This window comes from Virgisporangium aurantiacum (assembly GCF_016863635.1).
GTDB lineage: Bacteria > Actinomycetota > Actinomycetes > Mycobacteriales > Micromonosporaceae > Virgisporangium > Virgisporangium aurantiacum.
The window spans coordinates 24751-46539 of record NZ_BOPG01000091.1 but is presented as its reverse complement, the minus strand read 5'-3'; the positions used below and the strand labels follow the sequence as shown (position 1 = coordinate 46539).

20 protein-coding genes and 1 tRNA gene are annotated in these 21789 nt (G+C 70.3%); 1 reads left to right on the top strand and 20 read right to left on the bottom strand.

The window, feature by feature from the left end; all coding sequences use genetic code 11:
* Positions 1 to 20: 20 nt before the first annotated feature.
* From Vau01_RS54120 to Vau01_RS54050, 15 genes are all read right to left on the bottom strand, one after another.
* Positions 21 to 1193: a ferritin-like domain-containing protein gene (locus Vau01_RS54120; RefSeq protein ID WP_204009574.1), complete on the bottom strand. Its 1173-nt coding sequence runs from the start codon at positions 1191 to 1193 to the stop codon at positions 21 to 23.
* The gene (locus Vau01_RS54115) at positions 1190 to 2032 is read right to left on the bottom strand and encodes a phosphate/phosphite/phosphonate ABC transporter substrate-binding protein (protein ID WP_204009571.1); all 843 of its coding nucleotides are present in this window, start codon (positions 2030 to 2032) and stop codon (positions 1190 to 1192) included. The genes Vau01_RS54120 and Vau01_RS54115 overlap by 4 nt, the downstream gene beginning before the upstream one ends.
* The gene (locus Vau01_RS54110; protein WP_239152750.1) at positions 2029 to 3183 is read right to left on the bottom strand and encodes an acyl-CoA dehydrogenase family protein; all 1155 of its coding nucleotides are present in this window, start codon (positions 3181 to 3183) and stop codon (positions 2029 to 2031) included. Before Vau01_RS54110 ends, Vau01_RS54115 begins: the two co-directional genes overlap by 4 nt.
* A gap of 278 nt (positions 3184 to 3461) precedes the next feature.
* Entirely contained in the window at positions 3462 to 3800 is a 339-nt protein-coding gene (locus Vau01_RS54105) for a YnfA family protein (RefSeq protein ID WP_204009565.1), read from the bottom strand.
* A 76-nt stretch (positions 3801 to 3876) separates the two neighbouring features.
* On the bottom strand, positions 3877 to 4278 hold the full coding sequence (locus Vau01_RS54100; protein WP_204009562.1) for a hypothetical protein: 402 nt from the start codon (positions 4276 to 4278) through the stop codon (positions 3877 to 3879).
* A gap of 3 nt (positions 4279 to 4281) precedes the next feature.
* Positions 4282 to 4563 carry a mercuric ion transporter MerT gene (merT, locus tag Vau01_RS54095; RefSeq protein ID WP_204009559.1) on the bottom strand — a complete coding sequence of 94 codons (282 nt, stop codon included), beginning with the start codon at positions 4561 to 4563 and terminating at the stop codon, positions 4282 to 4284.
* Positions 4560 to 5360, bottom strand: coding sequence for an ABC transporter permease (locus tag Vau01_RS54090; protein WP_204009556.1), 801 nt, complete (start codon positions 5358 to 5360; stop codon positions 4560 to 4562). Before Vau01_RS54090 ends, merT begins: the two co-directional genes overlap by 4 nt.
* The gene (locus Vau01_RS54085; protein WP_204009553.1) at positions 5345 to 6541 is read right to left on the bottom strand and encodes an ABC transporter ATP-binding protein; all 1197 of its coding nucleotides are present in this window, start codon (positions 6539 to 6541) and stop codon (positions 5345 to 5347) included. The genes Vau01_RS54090 and Vau01_RS54085 overlap by 16 nt, the downstream gene beginning before the upstream one ends.
* The gene (locus Vau01_RS54080; protein WP_204009550.1) at positions 6538 to 7572 is read right to left on the bottom strand and encodes a hypothetical protein; all 1035 of its coding nucleotides are present in this window, start codon (positions 7570 to 7572) and stop codon (positions 6538 to 6540) included. The genes Vau01_RS54085 and Vau01_RS54080 overlap by 4 nt, the downstream gene beginning before the upstream one ends.
* 100 nt (positions 7573 to 7672) lie before the next feature.
* Complete coding sequence (locus Vau01_RS54075; protein WP_204009547.1) at positions 7673 to 7831, bottom strand: hypothetical protein; 159 nt, start codon at positions 7829 to 7831, stop codon at positions 7673 to 7675.
* A 21-nt stretch (positions 7832 to 7852) separates the two neighbouring features.
* Positions 7853 to 8290, bottom strand: coding sequence for a hypothetical protein (locus Vau01_RS54070; protein WP_204009544.1), 438 nt, complete (start codon positions 8288 to 8290; stop codon positions 7853 to 7855).
* A 149-nt stretch (positions 8291 to 8439) separates the two neighbouring features.
* Complete coding sequence (locus Vau01_RS54065; protein ID WP_204009543.1) at positions 8440 to 9210, bottom strand: thioesterase II family protein; 771 nt, start codon at positions 9208 to 9210, stop codon at positions 8440 to 8442.
* Positions 9207 to 10541, bottom strand: a complete 1335-nt coding sequence (locus Vau01_RS54060; RefSeq protein ID WP_204009541.1) for a class I SAM-dependent methyltransferase — start codon at positions 10539 to 10541, stop codon at positions 9207 to 9209. Before Vau01_RS54060 ends, Vau01_RS54065 begins: the two co-directional genes overlap by 4 nt.
* Positions 10538 to 12817: an amino acid adenylation domain-containing protein gene (locus Vau01_RS54055; RefSeq protein WP_239152748.1), complete on the bottom strand. Its 2280-nt coding sequence runs from the start codon at positions 12815 to 12817 to the stop codon at positions 10538 to 10540. Before Vau01_RS54055 ends, Vau01_RS54060 begins: the two co-directional genes overlap by 4 nt.
* 12 nt (positions 12818 to 12829) lie before the next feature.
* A complete protein-coding gene (locus tag Vau01_RS54050; RefSeq protein ID WP_204009539.1) occupies positions 12830 to 14929 on the bottom strand; it encodes an MMPL family transporter in 2100 nt (699 codons plus the stop codon).
* Between the two features lie 140 nt (positions 14930 to 15069).
* On the opposite strand from Vau01_RS54050, the gene Vau01_RS54045 reads away from it, so the two are divergent.
* Positions 15070 to 15660: a TetR/AcrR family transcriptional regulator C-terminal domain-containing protein gene (locus tag Vau01_RS54045; RefSeq protein WP_204009537.1), complete on the top strand. Its 591-nt coding sequence runs from the start codon at positions 15070 to 15072 to the stop codon at positions 15658 to 15660.
* A 17-nt stretch (positions 15661 to 15677) separates the two neighbouring features.
* Here Vau01_RS54045 and selB read toward each other — a convergent pair whose 3' ends face one another.
* From selB to Vau01_RS54020, 5 genes are all read right to left on the bottom strand, one after another.
* The gene (selB, locus tag Vau01_RS54040) at positions 15678 to 17465 is read right to left on the bottom strand and encodes a selenocysteine-specific translation elongation factor (protein WP_204009535.1); all 1788 of its coding nucleotides are present in this window, start codon (positions 17463 to 17465) and stop codon (positions 15678 to 15680) included.
* On the bottom strand, positions 17456 to 18790 hold the full coding sequence (gene selA, locus Vau01_RS54035) for an L-seryl-tRNA(Sec) selenium transferase (RefSeq protein ID WP_204009533.1): 1335 nt from the start codon (positions 18788 to 18790) through the stop codon (positions 17456 to 17458). The genes selB and selA overlap by 10 nt, the downstream gene beginning before the upstream one ends.
* A gap of 2 nt (positions 18791 to 18792) precedes the next feature.
* A complete protein-coding gene (gene selD / locus Vau01_RS54030; RefSeq protein ID WP_204009530.1) occupies positions 18793 to 19812 on the bottom strand; it encodes a selenide, water dikinase SelD in 1020 nt (339 codons plus the stop codon).
* Positions 19813 to 19824: 12 nt separating this feature from the next.
* On the bottom strand, positions 19825 to 21288 hold the full coding sequence (locus Vau01_RS54025) for an APC family permease (RefSeq protein ID WP_204009527.1): 1464 nt from the start codon (positions 21286 to 21288) through the stop codon (positions 19825 to 19827).
* 197 nt (positions 21289 to 21485) lie between these two features.
* Positions 21486 to 21581: transfer RNA gene (locus Vau01_RS54020), tRNA-Sec, on the bottom strand.
* Positions 21582 to 21789 lie beyond the last annotated feature (208 nt).

Genomic DNA, 21789 nt, shown 5'->3' with positions numbered 1-21789 from the left:
GACGACCCGGGAGCCGGCCTTCACATGAAGTTGCGGGTGTGCAGCGCGGACAGTTCGGCGGCTTCGTCGTCGGGGAAGCCGAGGCGGGTCAGGTGCCGGCGGCGTCCGGCGTCCATCTCGGCCTGGAGTTGTTGCACGGCCAGGTGACCGCGTTCGAGTGCCGCGGGCGTCCACTCCCCCGCCGCCAGCAGCAGCAGGGCGTCGAACACGTCCTGGTTGAGGCCCGCGGTGTCGAGGAGCATGTCGTGGCGGCGTTCGATGGCGGTGCGCAACCGGCCGAGCATCGTCGGGTCCGTCGCCGACTGGTGTTCCAGGTGCGCCACGCCGAAGGCCACGTGCCGGGCCTCGTCGTTGCGGGCCAGCCGGGTCACGGCCCGGGTGACCGGGTCGGGTGCATGCCGGTCCAGGAACGTGAGCAGGTGCAGGAACGTCCCTTCGCCAAGCACGGAGAGCAGGAACGAGGCCAGGGTGAAGTCGGGTTCGGCCAGCAGCGACGCGAGCGACTCCCGGCCACCGGCCGACGATGTTCCCAGCTGCCCGCCGGTGTGCAAAGCCCGGCGGGTGAAGACCTCGACGTGCCGCGCCTCGTCGGCGGCCTGGACGGCGAGGAGCCCGACCACCTCGCGGAAATGCGGGTGGACGCGCGTGAGCAGTCGCGCGGGGATGACCAGCGCGGCCTGTTCGTTCTCCACGAGGTACGTCATGATCTGGACCACGGCCGCCTCGATGTCCGGTGGCAGGGCGAACGGCTGGTCCCACGGCACCGCCGTCGCCGGATCCCACTGCGCGGCGGCCGCACTGGCGTACAGGCGGGGTGCCAGGTCGGCCCAGACGAGGTCCCGGTCGGCGACGTCGTAGGCGGGCTCCGGCCCACCCGCTTCCAACAGGGCGCCGCGGGCCGCCAGCCCCCAGCGTCCGGGTGGCCGACGGGCCACCGCACCCGGCTCACCGGCCCGTTCCGCCCCGACCCACCGGTCCGCGTCGACGCGGCCCTTCACCACCTCGACCGTCCCGCCGTCGGTCACGGAGGTGCCGTGTCCCGTGGCGCGACACCATGCCCGCAGGTGCAGGGTCAGGAACGGGTCACGGCCGGTCACCGTGACGATGCCGCCCGGCGGGAGGCCGGACAGCGTCTTCTGGACCAGCAGCCGACCGCCGGTGTCGAAGCCCAGACCCGCCAGGTCGAGGTTCACGGCCGGTACCCGACGGCGGTCACCCCACCCGCGCTGTCGTAGAAACCCGAACCGGTGACCGCTGCCTCGAGCATGTCGTAGCCGTCGACGCGGCCGGATTCCCAGGAGGTCAGGCCCTCCAGGTCGAGCAACGGGCGCACGGCCGGATCGGCGTACGACATCGACCGCAACAGTGCCTCGAACCGCTCGGTGTGGTCGGGCGGGGAGTTGCCGGTGACGGTCATGTTGCAGTGGTCGTACGGGCCGGTGGTGGTCAGCAGGCGGGTGCTGCCCGACGGGAGGACGCCCTCCTTGGTGAACAGCAGGTGATTCCCGTCGAGTACGCAGGCGGCGTCGACCTCGCCGGCGATCAGCGCCCGGGCCGCGTCGCGTTCCCCACCGACGTGGTCGCCGTGCAGACCGACACCGACGTCGAAGTGCCGCGCTTTTACCTCAACGCCGAGTTCACGTAGGTGGTGCAGCGGCAGCAGCGTCGCCTGCGGGGAGTCGACGGCACCGGTGCCGACCGTGCGTCCCCGCAGATCCGCCACCGCGGCGATGTCGCTGTCGGCCCGGACCACGACCGCGGTAACCAGATCGCGATCGGTGTCGCGCATGACCAACGGCCGAACCGTCAGGTCGCGCGCGGCGGCGAGGCGGCGGGCCCGGACCCAGGCGAGCGGGGAGTTCCAGGCCGCGTCGATCCGCCCGGCGATCAGGTCCTCGACCTGCCGCTCGTAGTGGGAGTAGAGGACGTAGTCGAACGGCAGTCCGGCGGCCACCAGCCAGCTCCGGAAGCCGTCCCAGATCGTCACGACCTTCGGGTCGTAGGCGACCGCACCCATCGTGAAGACCGTCATGCGGACACCGCCGGGGCATCAGGCACCGCCGGGGCGTCGAATAGCGGCAGGCCCAGTACGGCACGGCCGACGAAGTCGTTCAACGCGTCCGTGGTCGGCGCCATCACCCGCGCGGCCAACGCGTCCCGGAAGTGCCGTTCGATACCCAGTTCCTTGCGGAACGCCGCGCCACCGGCCAGTCGCATCACCTCGTCGGCGACCGACACCGCCGTCTCACCGGCCACCGCCTTGACCTGCAGCACCCGCAACTGGGCGGCAGGGTCACCGCCGGCCAATGCGGCAAGGGTCGTGGTCAGGAACGCCCGTGCGGTGTCCACACTCGTCCGCACCCGGGCGAACGCGGCCCGCGCCACCGGCTGCTCGGCCAGCGTCTGCCCCAGGTGGTCGAGGCGGGCATGGGTGAGATGCTCGGCCGCCAGTGCGGTGAGGCGTTCCATCACCCCCTGGGAGAACGCGGCACTGAGAACGGTGAACACGGGCAGCACCACGCCCAGCGCGATGTCGAGCCCGGCCCCGTCCTCGCCGAGAAGGGCGTCGGCGGGCAGCACCGCGTCGGTGGCGGTCACCGGTCGCGACGCGTTGCCCCGAAGGCCGACCCCGTCGAACGGCCCGGCGACCGTCAGCCCCGCCGTCGCCGACGGGACCAGCCACAGCGTCATCCCGTCGCCGGACAGCGGCCGGCTCGACCAGACGTAGCTGTCGGCCTCGCCCGCGGACGTCACCCAACTCTTGCGCGCGTTGAGCGTCACCTTGTCGCCGTTGGCCGTGGCGGTCGACCGCGGCACCCAGAAGTGGCTGCGGGAGCCCTGTTCGGAGAAGGCGAGCGTGGTGACGTGCCGGCCCGCCGCGATGGCACGCCGGACGTCTTCCGGCCCGTGGAGCTCGACGGCAGCGGTCGCCGCGTAGTGCATCAGCACCACCATCGCCGTCGACCCGCACACCCCGGCCAGTCCCTCGATCACCTCGGCGGCGGCGTCCAGTCCGAGACCGGCACCACCGACCTCCCGGGCGCTCGTCAGACCCAGCAGACCGGCGGCGCCGAGGGCGGTGACCGCCGAACGCGGATAGTCCCCGGTCCGGTCCACCTCCGCCGCATGCGGACGGACCTCCTCGTCCAGCACAGCCTGCAACGCGGCCCGATATTCCGTCACTGCATCCCCCGTCGTTGTATCGGCACCGATCGACGCAGCGCGGCGAATGTTCAACGACCGGCTCGGACGCCACGTCCATCGCTGCGACGCATTCGAATACGTAGCGGTCTTTGTCCGCGCCAAAAGCATCGTGCAGTGGCGCGGGCATCGTCAAGGGCTCGAAGGATCTACGTAAGGAATCCGTCCGACGGCCTCACGGAAATAATGTCTGCCCGATCTTCGAGCGACAACGGTCAGAATTTCCTCGGCGATTGTCGCGCTGGATTCCGATACCAGGGCTACGCGGACCCGCGGGGCGCGAACATGATGACCGAGACGCCGATAAGGCAGATCGCGGCGCCGACGATGTCGAAGCGGTCCGGTTTGAACTTGTCGGCCACCATCGCCCAGACCAACGACCCGGCGACGAACACGCCTCCGTAGGCGGCCAGGACGCGGCCGAAATTGGCGTCGGGCTGCAACGCGGCGACCACGCCGTACGTGCCCAGCGCGGCGACCCCGGCGACGATCCACGCCGCGCCGCGGTGCTCCTTCCAGCCCTGCCAGATCAACCACGCGCCGCCGATCTCCAGGATGGCGGCGGCGACGAACAAGGTGATCGAGCGCAGGACGAGCATGAGGCCAGACCGTAGCGCCCCGCCCGCCGGGCTGCTGCGGCAGCCCGGTGGCGGGTGTTGTGGGCCACCGACCCCGTCAGGGCCTGGGCGTCTGCTCCATCGACGACTGCCCCATCGACGACTGCCCCATCGACGACGTCGCCCAGATCTGGATCGCGGTCAGAACCTGCAGGTAGGCCGGCGGAACAGCGATGTCCACCGTTACCTCGTCACCGGATCGGTCGATGGCGAAGGTGAAGAACGAGCAGCACCGGCTCTCACGATCACACAGGTCGCGCGCTGCGGCCTCGACATCGTCTCCGATCAGCACCATCCGCAACTGCAGGTCGGCGACGCGTTCGATGCTGATCAGGTTGTGCTTGAAAAGGACGTCGAACTCGCTGACGCGCAGCGGTTGCTCGACCGTCGGCAGCGTGCATGCGGCCGGGACCGCGGCGGGCGTCAGCAGGTTCAGTGGTGTTCGACCAACCGGTTCCATCGGTCACACCCCATCGGGTCGGCGTCTGCGGGCGGCTTGGTGTCGCCGTACTGCGATGAAGGCTACCGCCGCCAGCAGGAGAAGAATGCCGACCGGGATCATGGCGCGGGTCTCCCGGGCCAGCCCGTCGGCAACCGCGGCGGTGCCGCCGCCGGCAAGGAGCACGGGCAGGACGCAGCAGACGAAGCCGACGCCCGCCGTGCCGAATACTCCGGCGACGGCCTTGACGATCCTGCGACGCAGGCGGCTGCCCCGGGTGTGTGCGGTCGTCTCGGTGACTGTCATCGGGTGCGTGCCACCTTCCGTTCGGCCTCCATGATGAGCAACTGGCTGGCCACGCCGACGATGACGATGCTGAGGATCGCCCAGCCCAGGGACGAGGCCCGGACGTCGCCGAGATACGCCTGCCGGATGGTGTCGACGAGGTAGGTCAGCGGGTTGTACCGGGCCACCGTCTCCATCCACGGGGGCAGCAGCGCCACCGGCACGAACGCGGAGCTCACGAAGATCAGGGGGAAGAAGGCGGGCAGCACCGCCTCGGCGAGTTCCGCCTTCCCTGTGCGCAGGCACAGAGCGAAGGAGAAGCCGCCGTAGACGAATCCCCACAGTGTCGGGATCACCGTGCCGACCACCAGCGCCAGCAGCCAGTGCTCGGTGGAGGCGCCGGCGAGGAAGGAGACGACGACCAGGACGAGGGCGAACATGAACAACTTGGTGGCGTCGGCCACGCGACGGGCCACGTTGCTGTAGCGGGGGCCGCGCGGGGAGATCCGCATGCGGTCGTAGAAGCCGGTCTGGCGTTCCACGGCGACACTCACGGCGCCGGTGGCCGACAGCATCACCGCCATCAGCATCGCGCCGGGCGCGATGTAGGTGACGTAGTTCGGCGCACCCGCGAATCCGGCGGTGCCCATGATGGGCGCGAAGACGTTGGAGAAGACGACCAGCATGAAGATCGGCACGATCAGCGGCACTGCCGTGACGACCAGGATGATCCGCCGGGTCTCGCGGACCGCCCGCCGGTACATCGTCGAGAAGAGCCCCGTGATCCCCGAGGCGGGGGCGTTCAGCTGCACCGACACAGTGGGCCTCCGTTCGATCCCATGGTGAGCAGCGGCTCGACTCGCACGCCGTCGCCGGTGAGCCGGACGAACGCGTCCTCGAGCGACGGCCGACCGACCGCGATCTCGACGTAGTCGATCCCGGCCTCCGTGAGGCGCGTCGCGACCGCGGTGACGTCCGGGTTGGCGTCGCCGACGGTGTAGACGAGACTGTCCCCGTCGCGGCGGGGGTCCGTCAGCGTCGGCAACCCGGCGAGCGCGGCCTCCGCCGGATCGAGAGATCCCGGAACGCGGACGCGGATCGACTGCTCGCCGAAGGTCCTGCGCAGTTGGGCGGGTGAGCCCTCGGCGACCACCTTGCCGTCGGAGATGACGTAGATGCGTTGCGCGAGCATGTCCGCCTCCTCCAGCAACTGGGTGCTGAAGATGATGGTGCGTCCCTGCCCGCGCAGTTGTTCGAGCATCTCCCACACCATCCGGCGACTCTGCGGGTCGAGGCCGGCGGTCGGCTCGTCCAGCACGAGGACCTGAGGCTCGTGCACCAGGGCAAGGGCGAGGACAAGACGACGCTGCAGACCGATGGAGTACTGCGAGGCCTGCCGGTTCGCGTACGGGGTCAGCCCGAAGGTCTCGATCAGCGTCTTGGTGCGTTGCGCCGCGACGGTCCGACTCAGCCCGTAGAGCGCGCCCTGGACCTCGAAGTGTTCGAGGCCGGTCATCGCCGGGTCGAGGCCGGAGGTCTGCAGCGCCACGCCGAGAACGACGCCGAGCCGCCTGGTGTCGGTGGTCGGCACGTCCGCGACGGTGGCCGACCCGCTCGTCGGATGCAGCAGGCCGCTGATCATGTTCAGCGTCGTGGACTTCCCGGCGCCGTTCGGTCCGACGACGGCGACGATCTCACCCGCCTCCGCGCGCAGGCTCACGTCCCGCGCCGCGGTGACCCCGCCGGAGTAGGTCTTGGTGAGCTGGTCGGCGAGCACGGCCGCCGGTTCCTTCGAAGACTCGAACACGACGCCCGGATCGGCGGGCGCCTTCGCGGCCGGCGCGTCCACCTCACAACCCGCGAGCCTGCAGACGAACATCCAGGCACGGCTGCGGATGGTGGGGCGCGCCGGGGTCGCCACGGGCTGGTCGGCGGGCGTGTCAGCCGGCTTGGTCGCCGGATCTTCGGTGCTGGTGTCTCTGTCGGCGTGGATCGTCATCGCCGGCCTCCTTTGAGCGGGGACGTGACGTCGAGGGGTGCGGGGCGGACGCCGTGACGTCCTGCGATCTGTTCCATGTGCAGGGCCACCTCGGGCCGGGGTGCGCCGACGGAGTGCTCGCGCAGGCCCTCTCGGGCGCGCAGGTACGTCTCGGCGAGGCAGGCGAACGCGGCGCCGGGGATCGGCAGCGCGAAGTCGTAGGTGCTGCGGTACCTGTCGATGTGGACCAGGCCACCCGGAAGCACGCGTACGCCGTGTTCGGCGAACTCCGCCTCGGTTGCCGCGGAGATGTTCTGCGGCTGGGTGACGTCGACGATGATCGTTCCGGGCCGCACGTCAGGCGGCCGCAGCAAGGCTGCGGTCTCGCTGGTCAGCACGAGGACGACGTCGGCCTTCTGCAGCGGGTCGAGCGAGTCGGCGAAGGCCGCTTCGCCGTCCAGGTCACCGAGGGTGGCACGGACCCGGCCGAGGTTGCGCCCGATCACGGTGACGTCGAAGCCCTCTCGCACCAGCAGGTGGGAGGCGGGGACACCGACCGACCCGGTGGCGCCCAGCACGGCGACGTGCGCGGGGCGGTTCAGGCCGAGGCTGTCGACGGCGGTGACGACGTTGTGCCGGGACACCGCGGCGGTGTAGCCGTTGCCGGTGGTCAGGGCGACTCCGCTGGGAATGTGCCGCACCACGCCTTTGCCGGCCGCGGTGGCGGGAGCGGTGAGCGCGCCGAGTCCGATGACCTTGGCACCGCGGTCGACCGCGAACGCGACGGCCTCGGCGACGGCGCTGCGGCCGCCCGGGCCCATCACCTGGTGCGGCATGCGCATGACGCCGATCAGCTCGCCGCGCGCCGATCCGAACCCGAACAGCACCTCGCCGGAGACGTTGGCTTCCATCGTGGTCGCCTTGGCAACGAACTCCTCGTCGGAGTCGCTGTACTGACGCAGGAGCCGGCTGCCCTTCCAACGACGCAGGTCGTCGAGGTCACGTGGGTGGATGAGAAACGCGAACCAGGGTGGTTCGTTCCTGACGTACATGGTCTCGCTTCCGCCGTGCCGGCCCGAATACGTGGTACGTGCGGGCAGCGGCGCCCGGGACGGTTCCCGACTCCCCGGAGCGCCGCTGCGCGACGTCGATCTACTTCACGCCCATGAGGGGCACCAGGACCATGGCCCCGACGAAGTCGATCGTGATGTCGCCGCCTCCGAGGTGTTCCGGGAACTGCACCAGGAACGTGGTCTCGTAGGCGACCCGGGTGGGTCGTCCGTCTTTCAGTACTACGAGCGAGTCCTCCAAACTGGAGGTGATTCGACCGTCTCAACCGCCTTTTGCGCCGGTCCACATGGACCCGGGCAGTAGTTCCAGGCAGCCGAGCGCGCGCCAGCCGGAGAAGTCCGGCGTGAGGGTGCACTCGTCGGTCGCGATCGCCCGCACCGGACCCAGCAGGTCCAGATCGTGCTTACCGCTCATCACCAGTTCGTGCAGGCCGGGGAACACGACCTGGACGCCGTAGCGGACCCGCAGCGATTTGCTGGTGAAGTCGACCATGCCCACGTTCGTGGCCGGGTCGGCCTTCGGGTCCATCGTCATCGACATAGGCCCCGTGTCGATGGACTCTGTTTTGTTCAACGGGAACTTGGTTCCCGCCGAGAGCCCATACAGCTCGTCGACCTTGAAGATCACGCGATCCGCGGGCTCGGGCACATCGGCCCGCGCCAAGACCTCGTCAACGGTCAACGTCACTTTTTCCACCACCTTTCCACTTTCCGCGAAGCGCTCCGATCGAGCGCTTCTCAATGACGAATCTAACACGGCTGTTCGATACCTTTAATTGCTTTCCATCGATATTTGAACAGCCTTCAGCGACATTTCCGAGCGGTGTTCTGTCAGGCATGACAATTGTCTCAACGACCAGAGAGAACACCTCCCGACCGCAGTCCGGTGACAGTTTCAGAAATGACATCGAGCAGCATCGGCGAGTGCTCGTCGAGGAAGAAGAAATGCCCGGCGTCGACGTCGACCCGACGGAACGCTCCGGTGGTCTCGACCTGCCACCGGTCGGGGTCGCCGGGCGGAAGGTACGGATCGTGTCGTCCGGCGACCACGGTGATCGGCACTGAGATCGCGGGTCCGGGCCGGTAGCCGTAGGTCTCGACGACGGTGAAGTCGGCACGCCAGGCGGGCAACAGCAACTCGGTGAGTTCCGGGGAGTCGAGCACGTCGGACGGGGTCGCGCCCATGCGCCGCAGGTGGCTGAGGAAGTCGTCGTCACTGAGTTCGTGCGCCTCGGCGACGCGACGCACTCGTGGCGACGGACAGGACGCGACCACGAGGTGTGCCGGTGGTGGCGTGGCGGGGCCGATGCGGCGGGCGAACTCGAACGCGATCAGGGCACCCATGCTGGTACCGACGAGCACGTAGGGAACGTCGGCGACGGCGCGTAGGTCCGCGGCCAGGTCGTCGACGAGCGGCCCGATGTGGTGGTGCAGCGGCTCGGTGAGCCGGTTGCGGTGTCCGGGAAGTTCGACCGGAACCACCTGGGCATGATCAGCGAGGCGGGACCGCCACCGGACGAACGCCGCCGTACTGCCACCCGCGGCGTGCAGACAGAACACCCGCGGCCGCACCGTGTCGGCCGGGTCCAGGCTCGGAAGCCACGCGAGTCGGCGGGTCACGGCCGCACCACCCTGATGTCGGGGAGGCTGGCCCCGGCCCGTCGGAGATGGTCGCCGAGGGCCTGGTGCAGCCTCCGTTCGACAAACCGGGTGAGCGGTTCGTGGGCGAGGGTGATGTCGTCGCGTGCGATCGTGGCGGCCGGTGGGCGGCTGGCCGTGCTGGGCGAGCCGGCCGTCAGCAGGGCCGGGTCGGTGACGTCGATGCCGACCACAGCGCCGGTTCCGGCGACGGCCTCCCGAACACCGGAGGCCGTCACGGCGGTGGGGTCGGCGGCCAGGAGGGAGTTGGGGATGCCGGTGACGAACAGCCGCGGTTCGAGGTCGAGGCGGTGACGCAGCCCGGCGAGCCGGTCCGGGCCGGGAAGGTCGGCCCACGACACCGGCACGGCCTCGGGAACCGCCGTCGGCTCGACGTGCAGGACGGCGTCGTAGCGGTAGCGGGTCAGTTCGGTGTCGTCGCGCAGGGTCTTGGCGTGCAGGCTGATGGACACCGGACGCTCGTGGCCGGCCGCGATCGAGGCGAGCAGCCGTGGGTCGGCCAGGAACTCCTCCTCGGCCTCGACGCGGGCGGTCACCCGACGTTCGAGGTCGGCCGAACTGCCGGTCGCATCGGCGGCGGCGAGCCACCGATGGTGGTCACGCAGCAGTCCGGCGTGCCGGATGTCGCCGACCACCACCGTGCCACCGGCGCGCACGGCGCCGATCGCCGCGTCCAGCACGGCACGCAGGTAGGCCGTGTCGGGGAAGTGCTGGGTGACCGAGTTCAGCAGCACGCAGTCCGGCGCCGCGCCGGGGCCGACGACAGCATCGAGCGCGTCACGCACGGCGGCAGAGGTGATCTCGTGGGCGGCCGCCGGCACGATGGCCGACCGGGGCAGCCTCATCCCGGACAGCCGAGCGACGGACGCCTCCGAGACGTCGGTGCCGACATACCCGGCCAGGTGCGGATGCAGACGCTGCAGGAGCAGGCCGCTGCCCGATCCCAGCTCCAGCACCGTACGGGGCTCCCCACGCAGGACCAGTTCGACCGTCCGGTCCAGCCACTCCGTCATGTGCTCCACGGGCAGCGGCTTCCCGGTGTCCGAGGCGCGCCAGCCGGAGAAGTCGAGATCGTCCGCCGCGGTCGCGTCGCCGGACCCGTAGACCCAGTCGTAGATCTCGGCCCAGTTGGTGAGGAACTCCGCCAGCAGCGGGCCCGGTTCGGGCCGCAGCCCGGTCAGGCCGGCGGCCGGGTGGACGAACACCGTGCCGTCACGCACCTCGACATGGCCGACCCACGGGTGGTCCTTGATCAGGGCGGCCGTCATGGCTGCGGTCGTCGCGGCGGTCATGACCGTGGCTCCGGCAGGGCGGCGTGGTCGATCTTTCCGTTGGCGGTCACCGGAAGGGCCTGCAGCGGCATGATCCAGGTCGGCACCATGTAGTCGGGCAGGTGCCGGCGGAACTCGGCCCGCAGATCCGCTTCGGTGGGCGCGGTGGCGGCGTCACGCATCACCACGTACGCGACGAGACGGCGCAGGCCGTCGGGGCCGACGGTCGTCGCGGCGACGCACTGGCGCACCCCGGGCAGCCGGTTCGCGACGGACTCCAGTTCGCCGAGTTCGATCCGGTAGCCCTGAACCTTGACCTGCCGGTCGGTGCGGCCGAGGAACTCGATCTCGCCGTCGGTGCGCCACCGCCCGACGTCTCCGGTCCGGTACAGACGCTCCCCCAGCACGTCGTGAACGGCGAACCGGTCGCGGGTCTGTTCCTCGTCGCCCAGATAGCCACGTGCCAGTCCGGCGCCACCGATGAACAGCTCACCGACCTGGCCAACCGGGCAGGGGCCGCCGTCCTCGTCGAGGATGTGGAAGCTCTGCCCGCGCAGCGCCCGACCGTACGGGACGCTGACCCAGTCCGGGTCCACCGTCGTGATCGGGTAACTGATCGACCAGATGGAGGCTTCGGTGGCGCCGCCGAGGCTGACCACCTCAGCGGTCGGGGCGAGCGCCCGGAGGCGGTCGGGCAGCGTCACCGGAATCCAGTCACCCGACAGCAACACGAGTCGCAATGAGGCCAGCGCGGCCGCGGCTTCGGTAGGCCGGCTTTCCGCTTCCTCGACGAACATTTCCAGCAGGGCGGGTGCGGTGTTCCAGATGGTGACGTGATGCCGGGCGATCAGGTCGAGCCAATGCTCCGGATCCTGCAGGCGCTGCGGATCGGGCAGCACCAGAGCCCCGCCGGCGCCGAGAACACCGAAGATGTCGTAGATCGACAGGTCGAAGCTCAGTGCGGACAACCCGAGCACCCGGTCGGCCGCGGAGACGGCGAACCGGTCGGTGATGTCGTCGACGGTGGTGCGGGCGGCGCGGTGCTCGATGGCCACGCCCTTGGGGACGCCCGTCGAGCCCGACGTGAAGATGGCGTACGCCAGATGATCGGGTTTCGCGGTACCCGTCACCACGCCGGTCTCGCCGGCCAGCCGGCCGTCGACGTCGACGTGGTGCCGCCGGACGTCGGCGGGCCACCGGTCTGCACCCACCGTGCCGACGAGGACGTGCCGCACCCCGGCCGCGGCGGCAATAGCGGCCACCCGTGCGGCCGGCCAGGCCGGGCTGACCGGAACGAACCCGGCACCGGCCGCCAGGACTCCGAAGACCGCGGCGATCTGCGCGGGTCCCTTGGGCAACGCGACGGCGACCAGGTCGCCGGGACCGACCCCGGAGGCACCCAGCACCGAGGCGTTGTGCCCGGCGACCGCATCGAGTTCGCGATGGGTGGTGACGCCACCCGCGGTGAGGACGGCCGGCGCCGCGGGGCGCTGCTGCGCTTGCCGCCGGGCCGGGTCTGCCAGCAACGGGCCGGCGTCGCCGTACGGCGGGTCGGCGGCCGGCAGCGGCGCGTTCATCGTCGGGTCGTAGCCCAGCGACCGGTCGGTCCAGGCCGACGACTCGCCGAGGCGGACAAGCAGCCGCTCGAACGCGGTCGCCATCGGTGCCACCAGCGCGGCGACGTCGGCGTTCCCGGTCCGCCACTCGACGCGGACACCCTCGTCGACGACGATCCGCTGCCGCAGATCCGCCGACGGCTCGGCCGCGGCGGTGTGCTCAGCCAGTTCCTCGGCGTAGGCGGCGAAGCCCTTCCAGACGCTCAGATCAGGGCCACCGTGAACGGCCCGCCCGGTTTCGTCGCCGACCGCGCTCAAGACGGTGACCCGCCCGCCGACCCAACGGGACGCCGTCAGGGCCACCGCCGCCAGCAGCACGACGCCGATCTCCCGTCCGTGTTCCCGGACGGCGTCATCGAGTGCGTTCCATACCGGCTGCGGCACCACGACGGTGCCCGACGGTGGCGGCTGCTCCGGTGCCGCGACCTCGCCGTTCAAGCTCGCCGTGAGCGTTCGGCAGGTCGCCGGACCGAACAGGTCGGTGAACGCCGGTTGGCGCCCGACACGTTCGCGCAGCCGACGCCTCAGCCGGACCGCGCTGAACGACTCGAGCCCGACGTCAACCAGGGCCATGTCCGGATCGATCCCGTGTTCGGACACGCCGAGCACGTCCGCGACAGCGGCGACGACCTCGTCGACGCCTACCGCCGGTGCGGCCGGAACGGGCTGCGGTTGAGCCATGGAGCCGCGACCTCACACTCTCTCGGGGATTGCCGGACGTTCGGTCCGGTGCTCGCTGATCGCGACGCGTTGGTAGGCGCGTCGCAGCGGCCGTGGCGCCCACCAGTTGGCGCGACCCATGAGCTTCATGACCGCGGGCACCAGCAGGCTGCGCACGACCGTGGCATCGATGAGGATGGTCAGCGCCATCCCGACGCCGAGTTCCTTGATCGTCAGGACGCCACCGGCGGCGAACCCGAGGAACACCACCACCATCAGCGCGGCGGCCGAGGTCACGACGCTGCCGGTGCGTTGCAGCCCCACGGCCACCGCGAGGTCGTTGTCTCCCGTGCGGTCGTACTCCTCCTTGATCCGGGCGAGGAGGAACACCTCGTAGTCCATCGACAGACCGAACGCGAACACGAAGATCAACAGCGGGACGGTGCTGTCGATGGAGCCGGACGGCGTGAAGTCGAGCGGTCCCGACAGGTTGCCGTCCTGGAAGATGAAGACCAGCGCGCCGAAACTGGCTCCCAACGACAGCACGTTCATCACGATGGCCTTCGCCGGAACGACCAGTGAACCGGTCATGAGGAACAGCAGCACGAAGGTGGCCACCACGATCAGCGCCAACGCCCACGGGATCCGACCACCGACGGAACGGTGGAAGTCGGCCAGCGCGGCATCGGCACCGCCCACCTGCAGCGGCTCGTCCAATGCCCGGATGTCGTGGACCAGGTCACGCCCGGCGCCGTCGCGGGGCAGGACGTCGATGACCGTTGTGCCGGCCGGTGCCTGTTCCCGCACCTGCGCCCCGGCCGCGCCGGGCAGCGCCGCCAGCCGTGCGGTCAGGTCGGCCACGGCGGCCGGCGGCACGTCGGCGACCACCACGACGGGCTCGACGCCGCCACCGGGGAACCGGTCCTCGACGACCTCGGCGAGTTGCCGGGTGGCCGACCCGGCGGGCAGGGACTCCGGCCCGGAGCCACCCCACTCGGCGTGCCGTACCGGCAGGGCCAGCAGCGCCAGCCCGATGATCAGGAGTGGTGCGACGACGAGGGCGAAGCGCTGGACGAACCGGGAGAGCCGGAAGAACAGACCCCCGTCACGGCCCGCCGAGGCGGGGATCCGGATCCGGTGCCCCCAGAGCGTGAGCAACGCCGGGACCAGGGTCAATGCGGCGAGGACGGTCAGCAGGACGACCCCGACCGCACCCCAGGCCATCGATCGCAGTAACGGCTCGGCGAAGACGAGCAGGCCGGCAAGGGCGACCGTCACGATGACCGCCGAGAAGGCGACGGTGCGACCGGCCGAGGTGACGCAGCGGACCACGGCGGCGTCCACGTCAAGACCGGCCGCTCGTTCCTCCCGGAACCGGCTGACCAGCAACAGCGCGTAGTCGACCGCCAGGCCGAGCCCGACCATGGTGATGACGTTCACCGCGTAGGCGGACAGTGTCGTGGCGTAGCTGACGGCCAGCAGGACCAACAGCGCGCCGGGCACCGCGACCACCGCCACGAGCAGTGGCAGCGCCGCGGCGAGGAAGCCGCGGAAGAACAGCAGGAGCAGAACCAGCATGATCGGCAGCGCGATCATTTCGCCGCGGGCGAGCTGCTCCTCGGATGTCCGCTGGAACTCCGTCTGCAGCGCGACCTCGCCGCCGACCAGCACGCGCGGCATGTCGACGGCCTCGGCCCGCGCACGAACCGCATCGATGGCCGAGGCGGAGTCGGCGGGTTCGATGCCGCCGCGCAGATCGACGGCGACCAGTTGGGCCTGTCCATCGGCCGAGATCAGCGACCGACCGGGCCCGGTCGCGGACGCGGTGGTGACCGCCACGACGTCCGGGATGGTCCGCACGTCGGCCGCGAGCTCCTGAACGGCCGCCGTCACCCGAGCGTCGGTGACCGCCTTTCCGTCGAGCAGGATCAACAGGTCCGGCTCCAGCCCCCCGGCGGCGTCGAGGAGGCGCTCTACCCGAGCCGACTCGACGTCGTCACGGGTCCCCGTACCGGTGGCCAGGCGCGAGAACACCTGCGAGCCGATCAAGGCACCCGCGAGCAGCACCGCGCCCCACGCGGCGATGACCAGCCAGCGACGGCGAACGGCGAATCGGCCGAGCGGTTCGAGCACCAGGGCTTCCTCGTCAGGAGTGTCGTAGACTTTGGGGATTACCGGCCGCACGGGGGATACTTACGGCGTAAGTAGCGCTAGCCAGCATCATACATACACCGTAAGTTGTCAACGTAAGGTCCGTCGCGAGGCAGGTGCACATGGGAAACACTTTGACCAGAACCCGGGTTCTGGACGGCGCCGTGAAGCTCGCCGACGAGCAGGGCCTGCCCGCACTGAGCATGCGCAAACTCGCCGCTGAACTGGGCGTCGAGGCGATGTCCCTGTACAACCACGTGCCGAGCAAGGCGGCGCTGCTCAGCGGAATGCTGGAGTGGATGCTGGCCGCGCTGGACATTCCCGCCGATCCCGAATTGACCTGGACCGAACGGCTGCGCCGCGGCGCAACCTCGTTCCTCGCGATCCACCGGTCCCATCCGAGTTTCATCCAGTTGCTGACCTCGCAGCACATCCATACCGGCAGCGCGCTCGCGCCGACCGAGGCGGTGCTGCGGATCTTCCGGCAGGCCGGGTTCGACGGCCCGGACGCCTCCCGGGCCTATCAGGCGTTGATCGGATACGTCCTCGGCTTCATCCTGCAGCAGGACGTCGGCACGATCGGCCTGACCTGTTGCGGACAGGGCCAGGCGTGCGCCCACGCGAGCCTGCTCGGCTCCGGCGACACCGAGGCCGACTTCCAGTTCGGGCTCGACCTGGTGCTGCGCGGCCTCGAGGCCAAACTGGCCGGCTGAGGGGCGCACAACCCCGGTCACGACGCACCGGTTCGACTCACCACGCGGCGGGTGTTGTCGACACGACGCGTCATTCCGCGCCGGTCGAGCAGTTCGAGCAGGGGAACGGCGACGCGGCGGGTGGTGCCCAGGGCCTGACGCGCCTCGCTGAGCGTGAACGGTTGCGGGAGGTCGCCGACGCGGTCCACCGCGAGCGACAGCGCATCGGGCAACAGATAGATCCCGTCGGCAACCTTGAACAGCAGACCCTGGCCGACAGCCGTGGCCAGGTACCGGTCGGACAGTCCGCGGTCGGCCAGCATCTCGGCTTCCCATGCGGCGAACGGTTCGGCGGCGAGCGACTCCCGCAACTCCGCGAGGACAGCGGCGGCCGATTCGGGCAACGTGGCCGCCACCCCCGGCCGGTGCAGGCCCTGCGCGCTGCTGACCAGAGCACCGGTGGCCGGAATGAGTGCATCGAGCAACCGCGGGTCGGGAAGGCCGAGCTGCTGCACGGCGGACGGGCGCGGCAGCCCGGGTGTCATCGGGTGATCCGTCGCCCACCGGTCGGCGGCGTCGGTCAACCCGGCCGTCCATCGCCGCCATACGGTCGTGTCGACGTACCAGTCCGCCGCGCGAATCGCGTCCGGTGGTCCGGCGTCGGCCGAGCCGAGAATTCCCGCGGCGACGAGATCCGCATGACGGACGGCGCCGCGGCGCCGGATTTCCCCGTCCGGGTCGGGCCGATCGGTCATCGCGATCAGTTCCTTGGCCCGCAGCGCGGCCGCGCCTCGACGACGAAGCGGCGGCGGCATCGTGTCGAGCAGCACGACGCCGGCAACGATGCGTTGCAGGCCCGGGTCGCGGAGCAGCGCACGCTCAGCGATGTGCACCGGCACCGGCTGGGCCAGTCGGAGCCGGGCGGTGTCGTTGTCGAAGCGGCGGACCCGAACCGGAACGGCGGCCGACCCGACGTGCAGGACGAGTTCGCTCGCCAGTTCCTCGGCCGCGTCGGTCAGGCGAACATCCACAGTGGACACCGCGGCGTAGGACCCCGGGCTGATCAGCGCCTGACCACGATGGATCTCCTCGCTCTTCACTCCGCGCAGGTTCACGCCCAGCCGGGCGACCGCGCGGGTCTCCGACACGTCGTGCTGAAGGCTCTGCAGGCCGCGCACCCGGAACCGGCGTCCGGTCGGTGCGAGTTCCACCTCGTCGCCGACGGCGATCCGGCCGGAGCTGAGGGTTCCGGTGACGACGGTTCCGACTCCGCGCACGCTGAAGCACCGGTCGATCCACATGCGAGCCGGTTCCTCCGGCGGTGGCGGCAGGGCGCCGACCAGGTGGGTGAGGGCGGCCCGAAGATCGTCGAGGCCCTCGCCGGTCACCGGCGACACGGCGACGGCCTCGATGCCGGCCAGACGGGTGGCGGCGAGATAGTCCCGCGCCTCCTCGATCGCGAGGTCGGCGTCGCCCAGATCGGCGCGGGTGACGGCCAGTAGGCCGTGTTCGACCCCGAGGGCGTGCAGGGCGGCGAGGTGTTCGCCGGTCTGCCGGCACCAGCCCTCATCGGCGGCGACCACCAGCATGACGGCGGCGACCGGTCCGACGCCCGCCAGCATGTTGGTGATGAACTTCTGATGTCCGGGGACGTCGACGAACGCGGCCACCTGCCCGTCCGGCAGGCTCGTCCAGGCGAAGCCGAGGTCGATCGTCATGCCACGACGCCGTTCCTCCGCCCACCGGTCGGGTTCCATGCCGGTCAACGCGCGCACGAGCGTGGACTTGCCGTGGTCGACGTGTCCGGCCGTGGCGATCACGTGCACGGCTGCTCCGACGTCCGGGCGGCAGCGATGACCGCGCCCTGGACCGTCGCGTCGGCGGTCGCCGGGATGCAGCGCAGGTCGAGCAGGCAGTGACCCTTCTCGACCCGGGTCACGACGCAGGGCACGCCTCGGCGGAGGACCTGTGCCAGGTGCTCCGGGAGGCGAACCGCCCACCCCGGAAGGTCCTGTCCCGGTGCCGCCCCTCCCCCGACAGCGCCACTGCTGGGAACGACCTCGGCGGGTACGCCGGCGGATTCCAGCGCCTCGGCAACCGCCGCGCAGCGCGTGTGCAGCGTGGTGTCATCCGCGGCCAGGAAGGCCGCGGTCGGTGTGGCGGGTCCCCGCAGCGTCGCCTCCAGCGCGGCCAGCGTGAGCTTGTCGACCCGCAGCGCCCGCGCCAGCGGATGCCGCCGCAGCCGGGTGACCGTGTCGGCATCGCCGAGTACGAGACCGGCCTGCGGGCCGCCCAGGAGCTTGTCGCCGCTGGCGGTGACGATGGTGGCGCCGGCGGCGAGCCAGGTCGCCGCATCCGGTTCCTCGGGCAGGCGCGGGTCGGGGCGAAGAAGTCCCGAACCGATGTCGGCGATCACCGGGACGCGGAGGGTAGCGAGTTCGGCGACGCCGACCGATGCGGTGAAGCCCTCGATGCGGAAGTTCGACGGATGCACCTTCAGGATGAAGCCGGTCTTCGGCCCGATCGCGTCGGCGTAGTCACGCAGATGGGTGCGGTTGGTGGTGCCGACCTCGCGCAGCCGGGCGCCGGTGCTGCACAACAGTTCGTGGATGCGGAACCCGTCGCCGATCTCGACCATCTCCGACCGGCTGATCAGGATCTCCCGGTCAGCCGCCAACGCGGTGGCCACCAGGACCAACGCTGCTGCCCCGTTGTTGACCACGTGAACATCACCGGCGGCGGGCACCGCGGCGCGCAAGGCGTCGAGCGTTCCCCGCCCACGACGGGCCCGCGCTCCGGTGGCGATATCGAACTCGACGTCGACGTAACCGGCCGCGGAAACCAGGGCCTCGACGGCCGCCGACGACAGCGGTGCCCGGCCGAGGTTGGTATGCAAAACGACACCGGTCGCGTTGAAGACCGGTCGCAACGTGGTGGCCGCGTCCGGAAGCGCGGCCAGGGCGGCGTCGAGCACCCGCTCCACGTCGATCGCGCCGGCCCGGGCCTGTCCCTGCGCGAACTGCACCGCCCGCTTGACCGCGTCGTCGCCGAGCCGATCGCGGGCCGGGCCGAGCCGGGTGTCGGCGAGCAGTACGTCGGTACGTGGGATGCGCCGACGCGGATCCGTGGCTGTGTTCGGGTCCGGAGCCATGGTCAGCCGATCACGAGGGTGTACGGGCCGGCCTCGACAAGTTCGCCGACGACCGGGAACCCGGGGATCTCGCCGGCTACCAGCAGTCCGCCCGAGGTCTGTGCGTCAGCGAGCAGGAGCCGGTCGTCCTCGGCCACGTCGCCTCGCCACTCGATGTGCGGCGCGACCCAATCCAGGTTGCGGCGGGTGCCGCCGGAGACGTACCCGTCGCGCACCGCCTCGCGGGCACCGTCCAGATAGGGCACCGCGGCCGGGTCCAGTACCGCCGTGACCCCGCTGGCGCGGGCCAGCTTGTACAGGTGCCCGAGCAACCCGAAACCGGTGACGTCGGTGGCGCACGTGACACCGGCGGCCAACGCTGCCCGCGACGCGTCCCGGTTGAGGCCCGCCATACTCTCGACTGCCTGCGGGAACCGCTCACCGGTGGCCTTGTGCCGAGAGTTCAACACACCGACACCGAGCGGTTTGGTCAGGGTCAAGGGCACGCCCGGCTTGCCGTTGTCGTTTCGCATCAACCGGCGCGCGTCGGCCACCCCGGTCACCGCAAGGCCGTACTTCGGCTCGGCGTCGTCGATGCTGTGACCGCCGGCCAGATGGCACGCGGCCTCGACGGCCACATCCGCGCCACCGCGCAGCACCTCACCGGCCAGTTCCATCGGCAGCAGGTCCCGCGGCCACGCGAGCAGATTGACCGCGACCACCGGTTCGCCGCCCATCGCGTACACGTCCGACAGCGCGTTGGCGGCAGCGATCCGGCCCCAGTCGTACGCGTCGTCCACGACCGGTGTGAAGAAGTCGGTCGTGGCCAGGATCGCCGTGTCACCGACCAGCCTGACGGCGGCCGCGTCATCGCCGGTGTCGACGCCGACCAGCAGCTCGTACGGGCTGGCGACGCGATCCCGGCCCGCCAGCTTCCCGACCACAGCCTCCAGCTCTCCCGGCGGGATCTTGCAGGCGCAGCCACCGCCGCGCGCGTACTGGGTGAGTCGGACCGGCGTGTCCGACAGGGCGGGCTGAGCCATCGCGTGTCCCTCTCAGCGCTCGGATTCAGACGTCGCGCCGACCGGTTGCGCGGGGACGGACTCGGCCGGGTCGGCCGTGGCTTCGTGTCGCCTCGCGTCGACGCGGTCGCGCCACCGCCGCCAGGCGATGAGGGGAAAGATCAATGTCATCACGATCAGACCGGTGAGCCAGATCTCCACGCCCCACAACGCCGCGCCGACGACCAAGAGCACCGCGTTGAGCGCCACCACGGCGACGCCGATCCCGGTCCACACCGGATGCAACACGAGCGGCTGTCCCGCGCGCCGGCGGCGCACCCGGACGATGACGAAGCCCAACGGCATGAGCACGAAGACGACCAGGTAGCCGATGTTCGCCGCGGCGACCACGTCGACGACATCCGAGCCGAAGATCAGCAGCAGGACGGCGATGACGGCGGCGTCGCAGATCACCGACATCACCGGCACGCCGAAACGGTTCACCCGGGTGAACAGCCGCGGCAGGTGCGCGTCCTTCGACAACTGGTACACGGTGCGGGACGAGGCGATGATGTACGCCTGTGCGCCCAGGATCAGGGCGCAGGCCAGCATCACACCGACGATCAGGCGCCCGGCGTCACCGAAGACCACCTCGGCCGGAGCGAGAAACACCGTACTCGGCGACTCGCTGAGCCCATCGGCGCCGACGATCCCGGTCATGACGATCGGCACGATCGCGAACGCGGCCAGGCAGACGACCCCCGCGGTGACCATCGCCCGCATCACCTTGGCCGCCGGCTCCCGCAGCTCGGCGACGATGCTGGCGGCGATCTCGGCGCCATAGGCCGACCAGGTGGCGACGAAGAACCACTTCACCAGCAGTTCCCAGGTGCTTCCCTCGGTGTCCGCCGGCGCCGCGAGGGGCGACAGCTCACCGGCGTCGAAGAGGGACGGCTGGAACAGCGGGGTGACCAGCAGGGCGAGCAGCGTCAGCCCGGCGAGGACCATGAGCACCGCTGAGATCCGCACGAGGTGGCGCAGGCCCAATGTGTTCACGGCGTACAGCGCGACCCCGATCCCGGCGCTGAGTGCCACCGTGTTCACGTCGGGCCAGACCGTGCTCTCCAGGTACTCGGCGGCCAGGATCAGGTTGACGGCGATGCCGGGCGTCCAGGCGAACCAGTAGCCCCACCCGGAGAGCGCGGCCACCCAGGACGTTCGCCCGCCGAAGGCCTCCTGGGCGTAGGTGGCGGCGCCGCCGGCCCGGTGCGGGGCGTGCTTGGCCATCTCGGCGATGAGGAAGCATTGGACCAGCCCGACGAACGCCGCTCCGGCCCAGACGAGCAAGTGCAGATTGCCGAGTTCGCCGGCCATGGCGCCCATCACGACGGTGATCTGCAGGGCGGCGCCGATCGCCAACAGGATTAGAGAACGCCAGGAGACCGAGCGCTGCAGCCGTGGTTCACCGTCGGCCGTTAATTGAGTGTTCACAGGCAGCACTGTCTGGGCTCCGCTCACGTCTCACTCCCCCGTTGATTGATGACGCGACGTCCAGTAATGAATGGCGCCCATAGTTACTCACCACTCGGGACATCTGCAACCCCGTCGATGAGTCGGTAATAGTTCTGTCACGCGTCTGACTCGGCAACTGATCGACGATCGCCCCGAGTTCCGATCCGGGCCGATGGAGCGATCAGCGCTCTGACCAGTAGAAATGGCGGAGGCGGACGGGAATCGAACCCGCCGGACGAGGGTTCCCCGTCCCACCCGCTTTGAAGGCGGGGAGGCCCACCAGGTACCTGAACACCTCCGCGGCAGAGCGTACAGCCGACCCCCCGACAACTGAAAGGGCGGTCGAGACGTTGACATCCAGAGGCTTCACACTTACGGTGTATGTAGTGCCTTGCCACGGGTCTGCGTGCGCAAATCATCGAAACCATAAGTTACTCGGGGGAAACAATTCTTGCCTGGCTGACGGATACGCCAGGAACATTCCTGGTATATACCTGTGCGTGATTC

Excerpts from the sequence above, each read along its gene's own strand:
- Vau01_RS54115 (WP_204009571.1), bottom strand. The coding sequence starts at position 2,032 with ATGACGGTCTTCACGATGGGTGCGGTCGCCTACGACCCGAAGGTCGTG.
- Vau01_RS54105 (WP_204009565.1), bottom strand. The coding sequence starts at position 3,800 with ATGCTCGTCCTGCGCTCGATCACCTTGTTCGTCGCCGCCGCCATCCTG.
- Vau01_RS54100 (WP_204009562.1), bottom strand. The coding sequence starts at position 4,278 with ATGGAACCGGTTGGTCGAACACCACTGAACCTGCTGACGCCCGCCGCG.
- merT (WP_204009559.1), bottom strand. The coding sequence starts at position 4,563 with ATGACAGTCACCGAGACGACCGCACACACCCGGGGCAGCCGCCTGCGT.
- Vau01_RS54085 (WP_204009553.1), bottom strand. The coding sequence starts at position 6,541 with ATGACGATCCACGCCGACAGAGACACCAGCACCGAAGATCCGGCGACC.
- Vau01_RS54080 (WP_204009550.1), bottom strand. The coding sequence starts at position 7,572 with ATGTACGTCAGGAACGAACCACCCTGGTTCGCGTTTCTCATCCACCCA.
- Vau01_RS54060 (WP_204009541.1), bottom strand. The coding sequence starts at position 10,541 with ATGACCGCCGCGACGACCGCAGCCATGACGGCCGCCCTGATCAAGGAC.
- Vau01_RS54055 (WP_239152748.1), bottom strand. The coding sequence starts at position 12,817 with ATGGCTCAACCGCAGCCCGTTCCGGCCGCACCGGCGGTAGGCGTCGAC.
- Vau01_RS54045 (WP_204009537.1), top strand. The coding sequence starts at position 15,070 with ATGGGAAACACTTTGACCAGAACCCGGGTTCTGGACGGCGCCGTGAAG.
- selA (WP_204009533.1), bottom strand. The coding sequence starts at position 18,790 with ATGGCTCCGGACCCGAACACAGCCACGGATCCGCGTCGGCGCATCCCA.
- selD (WP_204009530.1), bottom strand. The coding sequence starts at position 19,812 with ATGGCTCAGCCCGCCCTGTCGGACACGCCGGTCCGACTCACCCAGTAC.